Source organism: Sphingopyxis sp. USTB-05 (genome assembly GCF_023822045.1).
Lineage (GTDB): Bacteria > Pseudomonadota > Alphaproteobacteria > Sphingomonadales > Sphingomonadaceae > Sphingopyxis.
The window spans coordinates 336,415-351,254 of the sequence record NZ_CP084712.1 but is presented as its reverse complement, the minus strand read 5'-3'; the positions used below and the strand labels follow the sequence as shown (position 1 = coordinate 351,254).

10 protein-coding genes and 4 pseudogenes are annotated in these 14,840 nt (G+C 60.6%); 4 read left to right on the top strand and 10 right to left on the bottom strand.

What is annotated here, in order from left to right:
• Positions 1–16: 16 nt before the first annotated feature.
• The 8 genes and pseudogenes from KEC45_RS01645 to KEC45_RS01610 form a co-directional block, all read right to left on the bottom strand.
• Positions 17–1,009: a thiamine pyrophosphate-dependent dehydrogenase E1 component subunit alpha gene (locus tag KEC45_RS01645; protein WP_252171379.1), complete on the bottom strand. Its 993-nt coding sequence runs from the start codon at positions 1,007–1,009 to the stop codon at positions 17–19.
• Positions 1,006–2,361, bottom strand: a complete 1,356-nt coding sequence (locus tag KEC45_RS01640) for an aldehyde dehydrogenase family protein (protein WP_252171378.1) — start codon at positions 2,359–2,361, stop codon at positions 1,006–1,008. The genes KEC45_RS01645 and KEC45_RS01640 overlap by 4 nt, the downstream gene beginning before the upstream one ends.
• Positions 2,362–2,429: 68 nt before the next feature.
• Positions 2,430–4,046, bottom strand: coding sequence for a sulfatase-like hydrolase/transferase (locus tag KEC45_RS01635; protein ID WP_252171377.1), 1,617 nt, complete (start codon positions 4,044–4,046; stop codon positions 2,430–2,432).
• A 2-nt stretch (positions 4,047–4,048) separates the two neighbouring features.
• Positions 4,049–5,494 carry an aldehyde dehydrogenase family protein gene (locus KEC45_RS01630; RefSeq protein ID WP_252172053.1) on the bottom strand — a complete coding sequence of 482 codons (1,446 nt, stop codon included), beginning with the start codon at positions 5,492–5,494 and terminating at the stop codon, positions 4,049–4,051.
• A gap of 13 nt (positions 5,495–5,507) precedes the next feature.
• On the bottom strand, positions 5,508–6,218 hold the full coding sequence (locus KEC45_RS01625; RefSeq protein ID WP_252171376.1) for an SDR family NAD(P)-dependent oxidoreductase: 711 nt from the start codon (positions 6,216–6,218) through the stop codon (positions 5,508–5,510).
• The gene (locus KEC45_RS01620) at positions 6,218–6,988 is read right to left on the bottom strand and encodes an SDR family NAD(P)-dependent oxidoreductase (RefSeq protein WP_252171375.1); all 771 of its coding nucleotides are present in this window, start codon (positions 6,986–6,988) and stop codon (positions 6,218–6,220) included. Before KEC45_RS01620 ends, KEC45_RS01625 begins: the two co-directional genes overlap by 1 nt.
• On the bottom strand, positions 6,985–7,677 hold the full coding sequence (locus KEC45_RS01615; protein WP_252171374.1) for a GntR family transcriptional regulator: 693 nt from the start codon (positions 7,675–7,677) through the stop codon (positions 6,985–6,987). Before KEC45_RS01615 ends, KEC45_RS01620 begins: the two co-directional genes overlap by 4 nt.
• A gap of 539 nt (positions 7,678–8,216) precedes the next feature.
• Positions 8,217–8,857, bottom strand: a pseudogene (locus KEC45_RS01610) (IS481 family transposase); the annotation flags it as partial.
• Between the two features lie 211 nt (positions 8,858–9,068).
• Here KEC45_RS01610 and istA (KEC45_RS01605) point away from each other — a divergent pair.
• Positions 9,069–10,475 (top strand): annotated as a pseudogene (gene istA, locus KEC45_RS01605) (IS21 family transposase); the annotation flags it as partial.
• A 93-nt stretch (positions 10,476–10,568) separates the two neighbouring features.
• On the opposite strand, the gene istB reads toward istA (KEC45_RS01605), so the two are convergent.
• Both istB and istA (KEC45_RS01595) read right to left on the bottom strand, forming a co-directional pair.
• Complete coding sequence (gene istB, locus KEC45_RS01600; RefSeq protein ID WP_368389978.1) at positions 10,569–11,426, bottom strand: IS21-like element helper ATPase IstB; 858 nt, start codon at positions 11,424–11,426, stop codon at positions 10,569–10,571.
• Complete coding sequence (istA, locus tag KEC45_RS01595; protein ID WP_252171373.1) at positions 11,423–12,679, bottom strand: IS21 family transposase; 1,257 nt, start codon at positions 12,677–12,679, stop codon at positions 11,423–11,425. The genes istB and istA (KEC45_RS01595) overlap by 4 nt, the downstream gene beginning before the upstream one ends.
• Positions 12,680–13,101: 422 nt before the next feature.
• On the opposite strand from istA (KEC45_RS01595), the pseudogene KEC45_RS21935 reads away from it, so the two are divergent.
• The 3 genes and pseudogenes from KEC45_RS21935 to KEC45_RS01585 form a co-directional block, all read left to right on the top strand.
• Positions 13,102–13,179 (top strand): annotated as a pseudogene (locus KEC45_RS21935) (hypothetical protein); the annotation flags it as partial.
• A 203-nt stretch (positions 13,180–13,382) separates the two neighbouring features.
• Positions 13,383–13,757, top strand: a complete 375-nt coding sequence (locus KEC45_RS01590; RefSeq protein WP_252171372.1) for a DDE-type integrase/transposase/recombinase — start codon at positions 13,383–13,385, stop codon at positions 13,755–13,757.
• Between the two features lie 76 nt (positions 13,758–13,833).
• Positions 13,834–14,823: pseudogene (locus tag KEC45_RS01585) on the top strand (IS110 family transposase); the annotation flags it as partial.
• Positions 14,824–14,840 lie beyond the last annotated feature (17 nt).

Sequence of the window (14,840 nt, the reverse complement as noted above, 5' to 3'; positions counted from 1 at the left end):
CGCCGCTTTGCCATGATCAGGCCTCCGCTGCCGAAAACATCATTGAACGAACCCGCGCAGGATCAGGATCAGCCGCAGATCCGGCCCTCTTGGCCATTTCCGCGATCGACGCCTTCACACGCGCACGGATTGCGGAAATCTCCTCTTCTGCGATACCTCCTTGGGCCAGAAGAGCGGCGCCGCGCTCTATTGGATCCTTTGCTACCCAGCTAGCGACCTCCTCCTCGCTGCGGTAGGGCTGCGACAGAAAATTGACTTCCGCCTCGACATGGCCGCGCGTGCGATAGGTGTAGGTCACCAGCAATGCGGGGCCTTCGCCTGAGCGAACGCTCTCCAACGCACGGCCTGATACGCGCCATACGTCCGCCACGTCGTTGCCATCGGCTTCGAACCCCGGAATATTGAAGGGGCTTGCCCGGTCAATGATCCGGCCGCTCGTCGCCACTTCGGATCGAGTGAATTCGGACCAGCCATTGTGCTCACACACCAGCAGAAGCGGCAGCTTCCACAGCGAGGCTACATTCATTGCTTCCATGAAGGTGCCCTGGTTGGCCGCACCGTCGCCGAAGAAGCAGACGGCTACCTTGCCATTTCCTTCCAGCTTGGCCGCAAAGGCAGCGCCTGTGGCAATGCCAAGCCCGCCACCAACAATGCCATTCGCTCCCAGAATTCCACGCGACACATCGGCGACGTGCATGGTTCCGCCGAACCCCCCGCAGATGCCATCAGATTTGGCATGGATTTCGGCGATCATCGCATAAGGATCGCCGCCTTTTGCCAGGAAATGCCCGTGCCCGCGATGGGTGCTCGTAATCCAGTCTTCGTCTCCCAGGTGCGCACAGATGCCTACGCCGGATGCTTCCTGCCCGATATAGAGATGCACCCCGGCAGGCAGTTCGCCCGCTCTAAACTGGGCCCCGAGATATTCCTCGGTCTCACGGATGACCAGCATCCGTTCGAACATGGCGACCAGCTTCTCGGGATCGGGATTATGATAGTCGTTCCTCACAAGCTCACCACCGTTGTTGTCACCTGGGAAAAGAAATCGAGAGACTCGCGTCCGCCCTGAGCACCGATCCCCGAACGACCAAGACCTTGCAGGGGGGTCAGAAAATCGCGGACCTGCCAGCAGTTCACCCAGTTGATCCCTGCCCGCAGCCGTGCAGACATACGGTGCCCTCGCGACAGGTCGCGGGTCCAGACCATGGATGCGAGGCCATATGGGGTGTCGTTCGCACGACTGACCGCCTCGTCCTCATGATCGAACGGGGAGACATGAATGACAGGACCGAAGGTTTCCTCGCGCAACAAGGGCGAGTTATCGGAAAGGCCCGTTAGCACGGTGGCCGGATAGAAAGCGCCTTCACCAGGCGGAATGACTCCGCCAGCATGAAGCCGCGCCCCGCCTGCCATTGCCTGTTCGACGGCTGCATGGACCTTCGCACGATGGGATTGCGAGATCAGCGGTCCCAGTTTCTGCCTTCCCGCCAGTTCGGCCAGTCTTGCAACGAACCCATCGAAAACAGGACGCTCGACAAAGAGCCGCTCGATAGACAGGCAGACCTGACCACTGTTGGCAAAGGCTGCGAGAGCGCTAGCTTCGACCGCCCGGTCGAGATCAGAATCGGCAAAAACCAACCCGGCATTCTTGCCGCCCAGTTCAAACAGCACGGGCCGAAGGCCCGTTGCAGCGGCAGTCATGATCTGGGTCGCGGCGCGCCCTTCGCCGGTGAAGGCGATGCCATCAACACCCGGATTTGATACAAGAGCGGCTCCCGTCGAATTCGCGCCGAAACCATGTACCAGGTTGAACACCCCCGGTGGCAGGCCGGCATCATGAAGGATTTCAGCCAATAGTGCTGCAGAACAAGGCGACTCCTCTGATGGCTTTGCGACAATGCAATTGCCTGCCGCGAGAGCCGGCACCAAGTTCAGTGCTAGAAGCAGGAGCGGGACGTTCCATGGAGCGATGACTGCCACCACCCCAAGCGCACGTCGGCTTGTATAGGCGATGGTCCTGGGAGCCGCTTCAGTCGCCATGTTCGGAGATGCAGCCCGGCCATGCCAAGCCTGTTCCGACCAGGTGCGCAAAAGGCTGGCATAAAGCCGAAATACCTCGATCGTGCGCCCAACATGTGCGCCCATCACCTGCGCGCGGGGCCGGCCAGTGTCAGCGGTCTCGGCGTCGGCAAGGTCATCCGCTCTGGCTGCCACCGCACCCGCCAGGCTTTCGAACAGGTCTGCGCGCTCGATTCGATCAAGAGCCTCCCAATCAGGTTGGGCCGCCCGCGCCGCGAGCACGGCGCAGTTTACAAGTTCCGCATCGGCTTCGTGTACCTTCGCAATCAATTGGCCGTCCACCGGCGACCGCTTTTCGAAACACCGCCATCCGTCCACCGGAGCACCAGCTATAAAGGATCGGATCTGCCTCACGCTTGCGCCTCTTCCCGCAAAGCAACATCAAGTTCTTCTGAATTGCGGATGCCGAGCTTGATGCCCCGCGTCACTTGCGTATCGGTGCGTCGCTCAATGCTGGCTGCACTCTCGGTCACCCGGCGCGGACGCAAGGCCCAATCGCGCAGGGCAGCTTCCAGTTCGGCGCGCACCTCCGCGCAACCCGGATCGCCCGCGCGATCGGTGAGTTCGTGGGGATCGTTTATAAGGTCGAACAACAACGGCTCAAAGCCAGGGCAGGCAATTAACTTCCATTGCGCGCCTACCACGGCAACGATACCGGTCTGATCAATCGCCTGCCCCAGTTCGCGCCGAAAACGCATTGTCGCATAATCAAATTCGCAGAAGCTGTATTCGCGAGTTCCCTCTTGTCCGTCGAGCAGCGGTAGTAGGGAATGACCTTCCAGCCGGGGATGCCCTGGGTCGCCTCCGCCCGCTTCGACGAACGTCGGCAGCAAGTCGATCGCCTCGACCAGGGCGTCGCAAGCCAGTCCGCGCGTAGCGTCAGCTGGTTCGCGCGGATCGACGACGATCATCGGCACACGGATCGAAGGTTCGTGCAGGAACTCCTTCTCACCCAGCCAGTGGTCGCCCAGATAATCACCATGGTCTGAAGTGAAAACAATCAGAGTGTTTTCCATCAACCCGCGCTCTTTGAGCGCGCCGAACAGCACTCCCAACTGGTCATCCAGTTGCTTAACCAGGCCCATGTAGGCCGCCACAACCGGTGTGCGCACAGCATCATCTGAGAAGCTCTGGCTGACCCGCCGTCGCTGGAAGCCAGCAAAGACAGAATGCGAGGTTACGCGCTCCTCCGGAGTACGGATTGCCGGGAGAACATCGTTTTCAGAGTAGGTCGCATGATAAGGGGCAGGCGCAACATAGGGCCAGTGTGGTTTGATGTAACTGAGATGCAGGCACCAGGGGTCGCTTCCCAACGCATCAATGCACTCAATGGCGCGCCGCGTGAGATAGGGCGTTTCACTGTCTTCTTCTTGGACGCGGGCAGGATAGGGAGCCGTCTCCAGCAACCATCCGGAGACCGGTACTCCATCGATCTCGACTGAGTTGACCCACTCGTGCCAAGGGTTCTCGCCGTCATAGCCCCGCTCGCGCAAGTATCTGTTGTAATCAGCCCCGAACCGCTTCTCTGCCGGCCAATGGTCGAGGTAAATCCCTTCTTCGCGCGAGTAGGTTTCGAAGCCGGCCTCAGAGATCAGAAGCCCCGAGGGAGATGCCGGATCGATCCCCCGCTTTTCCATGCCATCGACGTCAGCGCGCATATGGGTTTTGCCGACAAGCACGGTGCGATACCCGAGTGGTCGCAAGAAATCACCGATTGTCCATTCGTCCTGTCGCAATGGCGTATCGTTAAGGGTTGATCCATGCGAGAGCACGTATCGTCCAGTGTAGACGCTCATGCGCGCTGGACCGCATACAGCCGATTGCGCATATGCCCGATTGAAGCGCACGCCGCGTGACGCAAGCCAATCAAGATTTGGTGTTTCCAATGTCGGGTGTCCGTAACAGGACAGATAGTCCGCGCGAAGCTGATCCGCCATGATGAACAAGATATTCGGCCGTTTGGTCATAATCAGTAGCCGACAGCGGGAACAAAGCCCGCTTCCGAGAATATGTGTTTCGTCTCCATAAACACATCGAGGCCCATAAGGCCGTGGAGCCGTCCAATTCCGCTCTGCTTGTAACCGCCGGTCTCGGCCTCAGCGAACAGGCGGTTGTGGCTATTGATCCACACAGTACCAGACTTGATTGAGCGCGCGATCCGCTGCGCCCGGCTCCCGTCGCGCGTCCACACGCTTGCGGCGAGTCCAAAGTCGGTTGCATTGGCACTTTTTGTTGCATCTGCTTCGTCGCCAAAACGTTCAATCGTGACGATCGGCCCGAAGAGTTCATCGCGAACGAGTGTGCTGGCTCGATCATCCACCGCGATCAGGCTGGGCGAGAGATAACTTCCGCCAGCTGGCGCATCATCAGGATGTCCGCCAGCCACCAGCACATCGCTTGCACTCGCTACAATCGCTGCAAGCCGGTCGCGATTGGCCATGTCGATCACCGGCCCCATCTCCGATCGGGGATCATCGGCGGCGTTGACACTCAATGCACGGAAATGTTGGGCAAGCCGATCGGCAACTTGCTCATAGGCTGCATCTTCGACGAGCACCCGGGTGACAGCCGTGCACATTTGCCCCGCCGCTGCCGTGGCCCCACGGACGATCTCAGGCAGAGCGCGGTCCAGGTCGGCGTCGGCGAAAACAACAGCAGGCGCCTTCCCGCCCAGTTCGAGGTTGAGGCGCTTGAGCGTAGCGGCCGAGGCTTCAAAGATCCGTCCGGCGGTATGGCGTGAGCCCGTAAAGCTGATCGCATCGACCTCTCGATGCACCACCAGGGCCTGCCCCACCTCGTGTCCGTTCTCGTTGACCGAGTTGAGCACACCACGCGGCAAATCGGGAACCGTTGCCATCGCCTCGATCATCAAGGCATTGGTTAGCGAGGTTTGCGGCGCTGGCTTCACCACGACAGTACAGCCCGCTGCCAACGCTGGCCCAAGACTGCGCACCAACAGAGTGACCGGTGCGTTCCATGGTACAATGATCGCGGCCACCCCGATCGGCTCGCGGCTAAAGATTGAAAGCTGACCCTCGCCTACCTCCTGGACCCGACCGAAGATCGTTCGTGCTAGTCCGGCGTAATAGCGAAGTTCGGATACGGCCGCGCCTACCTCACCCTCCATCTCAGCATTACGTTTGCCGCATTCCGATACCGATACCGCGACAAGCTGACCGCGGATGCGTTCGATCGCATCGGCCATGGCCAGCAGGACGGCCGCCCGCTTTCGGGGATTGTTGGACCATCCTCCGCGTTCAAAAGCTCTCCGCGCTGCAGACACCGCTGCATCGGCGCAGTCCGTATCGCCTGGCGAAAACACGCTGGCTACTTCCCCTGTGGAAGGGTTGATCGTTTCCATGGTTCCAGAACCGGCATGCCAACTGCCGTCGATGTAGTTTCGAGCAAGTTTCATCGTCACGCGAACCTCACAAGATGCGCCATCCGCCATCGGCACCAATTGCCTCGCCGGTCAGGTACGACGACGCATCGGACGCCAGCCAAAGCGCAACCTCGGCAATCTCCCTAGGGGTGGCGGAACGCCCCATGGGAATGAACGGCTTCGGAAAATTCGGCAGGGCATCGTCAGTGACGATCGTTTCAGCCATGTTTGTTTCGACCAATCCCGGGCAGATCGCATTGATACGAATGCCCTGGCTCGCGTACTGCACTGCTGTCGCCTTGGTGAGCCCGAGAACGCCGTGCTTTGCGGCCGAATAGGCAGGGTTCCGCGGAGCTGCAAGAAAGCCCATGACCGAAGATAGGTTTATGATCGTTCCGCATCCTTGGACAGCCATCGCGCGCAATTCGTGCTTCATGCACAGAAACACGCCCTTGAGGTTCACGTTCATCGCGCGATCCCATTCTGCTGCTTCGACATCGGCCAACATTTTGCCGAGCGGACCGAGAATGCCGGCGTTATTGACGGCGATATCCAGTTGGCCATGTCGACCGAGAACCCCAGAAACCATCGCTTCGACCTGCATCTCGTCGGCAACGTCGCACGCAATATCGGCCTCGCTCGACAGATCGGCTGTCACGACTCTGGCGCCCATCGCAGAAAACAGGTCGGAAATTGCTCGTCCGATACCCGCAGCCCCGCCTGTGACTAGCGCAACCTTGCCGTTCAAATTTGCCATCAGATGTTCACCGAGCCGCCATCAACGAGGAGTGTCTGCCCAGTCATGAAGTCGCTGTCCGACGAGCAGAGGAAGATGAGCCCGCCGAGCAGATCTTCGGGATAGCCATCCCGCTTGAGAGCGCGGCTCGCGACTACGCGATCACGGTTCGTATCAAGATGTTCCTGGTTGGCGCTGATTGAATCCGACATGATCAGACCGGGCGCGAGCGAGTTGATGTTAAGGTTGTGAGCACCAAGCTCGCGGGCAAGAGCACGAGTGAAGCCTAACATCGCGCCCTTCGACGTGACATAATGAGACATGAAGGGCAGGCCCTTATAGGCACTGCCCGACGAGATGTTGACGATCTTTCCTGCGCCCTTCCCGATCATCATCGGCGCAACATGCTTCACCATCAGAAATGGACCGCGCACATTGACGGCCATCACCTTATCCCACAAATCGACATCGAGTTCGGTCACTTTGACGTCGCCAAGGGTGGCAAACACCGCCGCATTGTTGACAAGGATGCCAACATCTCCAGCCCATGCTGCAACGCTCGCAATCCCGGCCCTGACAGCAGATTCGTCGCTGACATCCACTCGAAAAAAACGAGCGGCGTCGCGTCCTTCGACAGAGTTGATGTCGGCCGCTAGGTTTTCTCCGTCGGCCAGGTCGAAAATGGCCACGCGCGCGCCTTCCTGCGCGAGCGCGCGGCTGTAATGCACACCGATCCCGCGCGCTCCGCCAGTCAGGATCGCGACTTTACCTTCAAGCTTTCGACTGGTCATGTCTGCTCCGGAAAATGGGTGGTAATGAGGGAGAGTTCATGCGCCACCATCTGTGCGCGGGCCCGCTCGGAATCCCGAGCCTCGAAGGCGCTTACAATCTCGTGATGATACCAGCAGGCCCGCTCCATGGATTGGGAGAGCGTCGCATCAAGCCGACCCAGGACATTGAAGGGCGAGTTCAGAGCGGTCTCCAGGATGCGCTCGCCCCGCGGGCTGTCCGCCGCCCGCCAGATGGTCGCATGAAACTCCCGATTCAACTCGTCGAAAATCGGCCTTGCCTCGTCACCATGCTCGCGTACGGCGCGTTCCATCCGGTTAGAAAGTTCTCGCAGCGAGGCGATTTCGGAACTATTAAGCCGCGTTGCAGCACGGGCCGCAGCACGACCCTCAATTAACGCCTTCAACTCCATGATTTCGATCCGGTCAGCTTCGCTGAACTCGGCCACCACGTGTTTTCTGTAGCGTTCCTTGGCGACAAGACCTTCTGCGCTCAGGCGACCAATTGCTTCCCGGAGGGGTGTTCGGCTTACCCCTATGCGCGCCGCCAATTCTGCTTCAGGCAATCCTTGGCCCGCGACAAGCGAACCTTGTAAGATCCATTCCCTCAACATTCGATAGGCGACGTCCACCGACTTGGGCAGATCGGAGTTCCCAATCGAGTCGGCCCGGCTTGACTGTGCGTTGCTCAAGGCAGCACCTTGCGACCGCCTTCGATCCAGATAGTCGTGCGGCAAGACACCAAAATCAAGCACCAGGGAGGGGTCCTCTTTGTCCGACTCAAATCCGCACTCTGAGTTTTTTGGTATACCATAGGTTACTCCTTTGCAAGATATATGGGCTTATGGGGCATACATTTCAATGACAGTATACCTAAATTCAGCGCGAGCTGAGTTGCGCAATTTGGAACTGCACCGAACGATGGGTCATCCCATTCGTAAGACGGAACCGCCCAGCGGACTTCCGGATGCCCTTGGTGTGGGTTACGCAGCCATGACGACGTCGTCCAACATGGCATAGTATCGTTTTTCTGCTTCAGCAGGCGGAATGTTTCCGATAGGTGGCGAAGCCAAGAGCGAGGCTCAGCAGGTCGACATCAGGAAGTGCTGATGGGTGGTGCCACGTCGCGATTGAGCTGGATGGACGCAAGACGATCCCGGAAAGCCCATGGCTGACGCGTATTATCGCCCGTATTCCGCGCATGTTGGTCGCCATTGCTCCACGTGTCTAGTCCCAGCGTGTGGCGGTGTGGCACCATATTGAAGAAATGTGGCTTGGATTTCCAGAGCTCCTAGATGACCTCATAGGGTGTCTTGAACCGCAGCGCCTTCAACCGCTTGGCGAAGTTGTAAGCGACCAACCAGGACATGGCGGCATAGTTCGTTGATCGATGTGCAATGGAAAAATTTGACGGTGCCGCCCTTGATGTTGCGCACCAACCGTTCGGCCTGGCCGTTGGTCCGTGGGTGATAGGGCTTGGTGAGGCGGTGTTGGATGCCGTTCTGCGCGCGGACACGGCCGAAGATATGACGATCCATCGCAGCGCGCCACCCTGGTCGCGCTGAACGAACTGCACGCCGTTGCCGGTCAGGATGGTGTGGAACTTATAAGGAACCGTCTTGATAGGTACGCGCAGGAAAGCCGCTTCGGCGAGCTTGGTCGCCCGTCGATAGATACGGGCGAACACCAGCTTCGAGGTGCGGTCCACTGCGACATACAGGAATCCCTTGCGCCCTCGTAGCGCAGTTCGGCGATGTCGATGTGGAAGTAGCCGATCTCATATTCTTTGAACTTCTTCGGCTTCTCGCGGTCCGCATTCGGCAAGCGGCTAATCCCGTGCCGCTACAGACAGCGGTGAAGCGACGAGCGCGTCGGGGTTTGTCGATCGCAACGCCCCCGGCCAAGATTGCGACTAGGATGTAGAGCGCCGCGGAATTAGGTGGTCGCCGCGCGATTGTTGGCGATGACTGAGGATCAGCGTGCAATAGGCACCCCCTTCGTGGGGTGATCGGCGTGCAAAAAGGACCCCTTCATCCCGGGGTTATAGTCGGCCGACTGGTTCTGATCAGTTGGCGAGAACGGGATGTTGATCATGGAGACAGTGGTTCGGATTCGGCGTGAGCATGCAGCAGGGAAGGCGATCAAGGCGATCGCGCGCGACCTTCGATTGTCGCGGAAGGTAGTCCCCAAGGCGATCCGGTCGCCGGAGGCGGCGTTCAACTATCAGCGCAAAGTCCAGCCGCTGCCGCGGATCGGTCCTTATCTGGATCGTCTCGATGCGCTGCTCGAGGAGAACGAGGGCCGCGGTCGCCGCGATCGGCTACGGATGACGCGTATCCATGACCTGCTGGTGCGCGAGGGGTTCGGTGGATCCTATGATGCGGTGCGCCGCTATGCGGCGCGCTGGCGTGCTGCGCGGCGGAAGGATGCTGGCGAAGGCGCACCGGCGTTCATCCCGATGACCTTCCAGCCGGGGGAGGCTTACCAGTTCGACTGGAGCCACGAGGATGTGGAGATCGCCGGCAAGCCGATGCGGGTGAAGGTGGCGCATATGCGCCTCTGCGCCTCGCGCGCACCCTATGTCCGGGCCTATCCGCGCGAGGGCCAGGAGATGCTGTTCGATGCCCATGCCCGGGTGTTCGCGTTCTTCGGGGGTGTGCCGCGACGCGGTATCAACGATAATATGAAGACGGCGGTGACGGCCGTGTTCACCGGCAAGGAACGTATGTTTAACCGCCGCTTCCTGATCATGACCGATCATTACATTCTCGAGCCGACCGCCTGCTCGCCGGCGGCGGGATGGGAGAAGGGCCAGGTCGAGCAGCAGGTCCAGACGATCCGAGGCCGCTTCTTCCAGCCGCGGCTCCGGTTCGCCAGCTTTGCTGAGCTCAACGGGTGGCTGGAGGCCGAGTGCCGGCGCTGGGCCGAGCATCATGCCCATCCCGAACGCGGGGATATTAGCTTCGCCGAGGCGCTGGATATGGAGCGACCGGCCCTGCAGCCGATCCTGACTCCGTTCGACGGCTTCCATGAGAGCGAGCATGCCGTCACCGGCACCTGCCTCATCAGCTTCGATCGCAACCGCTACTCGGTCATGTCGACGGTCGCACGCCGGACCGTTCAGGTGCGCTCCTACGCCGATCGCATCGTCATTCGCTGTGGGGATGCGATCGTCGGGGAGCATAAGCGCCACTTCGGTCGGAACCGCACGATATACGATCCCTGGCATTATCTGCCGGTCCTCGCGCACAAGCCCGGTGCGCTGCGTAACGGCGCACCGTTCCAGGACTGGGATCTGCCGCCCGCTCTGCATCGATTACGGCGAAGGCTCGGCACCGGGGACGAGGCCGATCGCAGGTTCGTGCGGGTCCTCTGGGCGGTGCTCACCGATGGACTGGAGCCGGTAGAGGCCGCCGCGCGCGAAGCGCTGGCGAGCGGAACGGCTAGCGACGAGTTGATCCTCAACATCCTCTACCGGCGCCGCGAGCCGGCGACGCCCCGCAGCATCTGTCAATGGGCACCGAAGTTTCCGCAGATGTGGGCGGTTAAAATTCCCTATGTTGGGGTAGCGGGATTTCGGTGATCAGCCGTGATCGGGATCTTGATTTCCTTTTATTGGCGGGCGGCCGCGACGCTTCGGCGCCGGCGGATTGAACGAGGCGACGCTGCGTAGGTTTTCGGGCACGAGCGCGGCGTGTTCCCGCATGCGGTAGCTTGAGCCCTCGATCTGGATGACGACGGCATGATGGAGGAGCCTGTCAAGCAACGCGGTAGCGACGACGGGATCGCCGAAGACTTCGCCCCATTCGGCGAAGCCGCGATTGGATGTGAGGATCATTGCACCTTTTTCGTAGAGGGCGTTGACGAGCTGGAAGAACAGGTTGGCGCCTCCCGGCGTGACCGGCAGATATCCGATCTCGTCGACGACGAGCAGCGATGTCCTCGTGAGGAAGCGGATCTTTTCTCGGAGCGTGCCTTCGCGCTCGGCCTTGGCAAGCTGGGCGATCAGATCGGCGAGCGGAATAAAATAGACCGCCTTGCCAGCACGGACCGCCTCGACCGCAAGCGCGGTTGCAATGTGGCTCTTTCCGGTGCCGGGCGGCCCCAGCAGATGGACGACCTCGGCGCGTTCGATGAAGTCGAGGCCGGCGAGCGCAAGGATGCGATTCTTGTCCAGCGAGGGCTGGAACGAGAAGTCGTAGCCGGCCAAGGTCTTGACCACGGGCAGCCGGGCCATGCGCAGGGCAGCCTTGATCCGCCGGTTCTCGCGCAGTGACAGTTCTTCGCCGAGCAATGCGTCGAGCGCCTCGATGCCGTCGATCTGGCCCTGCTCGATGCGCCGCAAGGTCGCATCAAGGATTTCGAGCGCTCTGGGCATCTTGAGGCTCACGAGACTCCGGCGGATCGAGTCCACGCGCGCAGAAGGAGCCGCGCCGTTCAGGGCCGCCCCTCCATTGCCAGGCTCGCGCCGATTGCCTCGTAAATCGCCAGCGAGCGCAGCGGCACATGATCGCCGATCCGACCGATCATCATCGTCGGCCGATCGGGCGTGCGCGCTTGCGGTCGCCCGGTGCGATGGCGCCGGTCGATGCGATATTGTAGGCGCCCTTCAAGTACGGGATGCTCAGCAACCACGATACCGCGGTCGATGATGCGGATCAGGTCCGGCAGCTGCTCGATCTCGACGACCCGACGTGTCCGGTCGGGCACGCTGTAGTAGTTTCCACCAACCGCCACGAGCCCGTCATGGCTGACCCGCCTCTCAAGCTTCAACACCGCATTGAAGCGGTGCTCAGGCAGGCGCTGCAGTTCGTCCTGTTCTTCGGCAAAGGCTTCAGCGACCACGCGCTGGGTCGTGCAATGGACCCGTGCATTGGCGACCGTGTCGAGCCAGACGATGAACTGGGCATTGAGGTCCTCCATGGTACGGAAGGATCGCCCCGGGAAGAAGTCCTCACGGATGTAACGGAGCGGCCGCTCGACTTTCCCTTTGGTCTTGGCGCGATAGGGCCGGCACGCCCTCGGCTGGAAGCGGTAATGCTTCGCCAGCGCCAGCAGCGAGCTGTTGTAAACGATATGACCCTGGTCATCTTCGCCGGTCACTGCCGTCTTCATTCGATCATAGAGGATCTCGATCGGCGCGCCGTCCATCGCCTCGAACGCCTGCATATGGCAGCGCAGCAGCGTCTGCAGGTCCTGATGCAACACATAGCGGGCGAACAGAAAGCGCGAGTAGCCCAGCACCATGCTGAACAGCCAGACGATGCGCGCCACGCCAGGCTCGTCGGTAAACTCAACAACGAAGCGCGCGAAGTCGACCTGGCCTTGGACGCCGGCCCTGGTCTCGAAGCCGACCTCGTAAGGTCTGACATCATGTTCGGGCCGGATCGCCGCCAGATAGCGCTTCACCGCCGTGTAGGCGCCCATGTAGCCCGTTTCCCGGATCTCCCGGGTCAGGCGCGACGCCGTCAGGTCGGGGAACGCTTTTACGCGCTCGCGCAGGAACTCCATGTACGGGGCGATCTTAAACGGCCGCCCTATTCTCCGCGGGCCGTAGGCCAGCGCTTCCACACCGCGCTCGATATACTTGCGAACAGTCTTGGGATCGCGGCCTGTGCGGCGGGCAATCGCAGTTATCGACAGCCCCTGCCGGTGCAGCTCCAATATCATCATGGCTTCTCCAAGTCGGATCATCGGCGTCGCCTCCTGTCGGGAGACCTTCTCGCGCCAATTTTTGCGTTCCCCAAAGAGCCGGGGTTAACCCCGGCTCTTTGGGGAACCAGGACCAACAATCAGGGAATTTTCAAAGCTCACTTTTGCGGAGAATTACACGCCCACTGACAGCATCGTCGCTTCGGAAGACCGGATGCTGCAGCATCCTCCGCTCGCCGACTGTGCCCGCTACGATCTGCTGCGAGGCTATGATGCAGCGGCATGATATGATCGACACGATGCGCGGCCTCGGACTCAAGTGTCGCTGACAGAGTAATCTGCCCCAGTTGTGACAATTGAATATTCCCCACTTCTTTTGATTTCACGCTGTCCGGGGCGCGCCCCGGACAGCGTGAAATCGGAAAAATTCGGGCAAGTATCTCCGGCGAGGAGGTGCGGGCGCGATGAAGAAGTTTGGGGATTTGATAATGATCTTAGACTTACACCGTCAGGGGCTGAAGATCTCGATGATCGCTCGTCAGCTGGGTATCGACCGCAAGACTGTCCGAAAATATCTTGCCCGGGATGTGGGCATTCCGGCTTACGGGCCGAAACAGCCGAGGAAGCGGTTGATCGATGGCCATGTCGATTATCTCAAGCAACGGCTTGATGCCTATCCCGGCCTTACCGCGCAGCGTTTGATGCGCGAAATCGGCGAGCGGGGTATAAGGGCGGCTACAGCACGGTGCGAGATGTTGTGCGAGAGCTGCGACCACCGGGCAGCGGGCGCGGGTTCGCAGTACGCTTCGAGACGCCGCCGGGCCATCAGGCGCAGGTCGATTTTGCCCAGTTCCAGGTCCGCTTCAGGGACCAGCCGGACAAGGTTCAGATCGTGTGGCTGTTCTCGATGGTGCTGGGCTTCTCGCAATTGATCTGGGCCCGTTTTGCGTACCGTCAGACACGGCAGACGGTCCTGGCGTGCCACCGGGCTGCGTTCGAAGCGATCGGCGGCGTGCCGCGCGAGATTCTTTATGACCGGATGAAAACTGCGGTCATTGGCGAGGATGAGGAGGGCCGCGTCGTCTACAACCGGGCGCTTTGTGACCTGGCGGTGACGTGATGGCATGGACGGCCCCTGCACCAGCGTAGCTGTGCAATGATGCGGCCGTTGTAGGTCCACGTCTAGGAGTCGTCATATGAAGCAGGAGGTTGCCACCGTCGGATTAGATTTGGCGAAGAACGTTTTTCAGGTACATGCGATCGGTAGCGACGGAGCCGTCCTGGTGCGGCGGAAGTTGAGGCGCGCGGAGGTGATCGGCTTCTTCACCGACCTTCCAGGCTGCGTGGTCGGCATGGAAGCGTGCGCATCCGCGCACCATTGGGCTCGCGAGCTGATCGCATTGGGCCACGAAGTCCGGCTTATGCCGCCCGCCTACGTGAAGCCATATGTGAAGCGCGGGAAGACTGATGCAGCAGATGCCGAGGCGATCTGCGAAGCAGTGACGCGCCCGACGATGCGGTTCGTTGCGGTAAAGTCGGTTGAACAGCAGGCGGTGCTCATGCTTCACAAGAGCCGCGACCTGTTGGTGCGGCAGCGGACCATGCTCATCAACGCCTTGCGAGGGCACTTGGCTGAGTATGGCATTGTGACAGGGATGGGCGCCGGCGGTGTTACCGCGATGCTCAAAGCCCTGCATGAGCGAGAAGATGAGCTGCCCGCTCACGCTCGTTCCGCCTTGCGCGGACTCGCTGCCCAGATGAGGGCGCTCGCCAGCGAGATCGACAGGTTGGAAGCGCAGATTCTCGCGTGGCACCGCGCTGACGAGACAAGCCGGCGGCTCGCCACGATACCGGGCATCGGCCCGATTACCGCGTCAGCGATGTCGGCCGCGGTGCCAGATGCGTCGCTGTTCCGATCCGGCCGCCAGTTCGCGGCATGGCTAGGACTGACGCCTCGAGCTAACAGCTCTGGCGGCAAGGAGCGCTTGGGTGGGATCACGAAGCAGGGAGATGGCTATTTGCGGCGGCAGCTTGTGGTCGGCGCAACAGCGGTGATGCGTATGACACGCAAAAACGGCGATCGGCAGCCTTGGATGGCACAGCTCCTGGAGCGCAAGCCTGCGAAGATCGCGACAGTCGCGCTCGCCAACAAGACAGCACGCATTGCTTGGGCGGTGATGTCGCGCAAATGGGACCTCTCCCT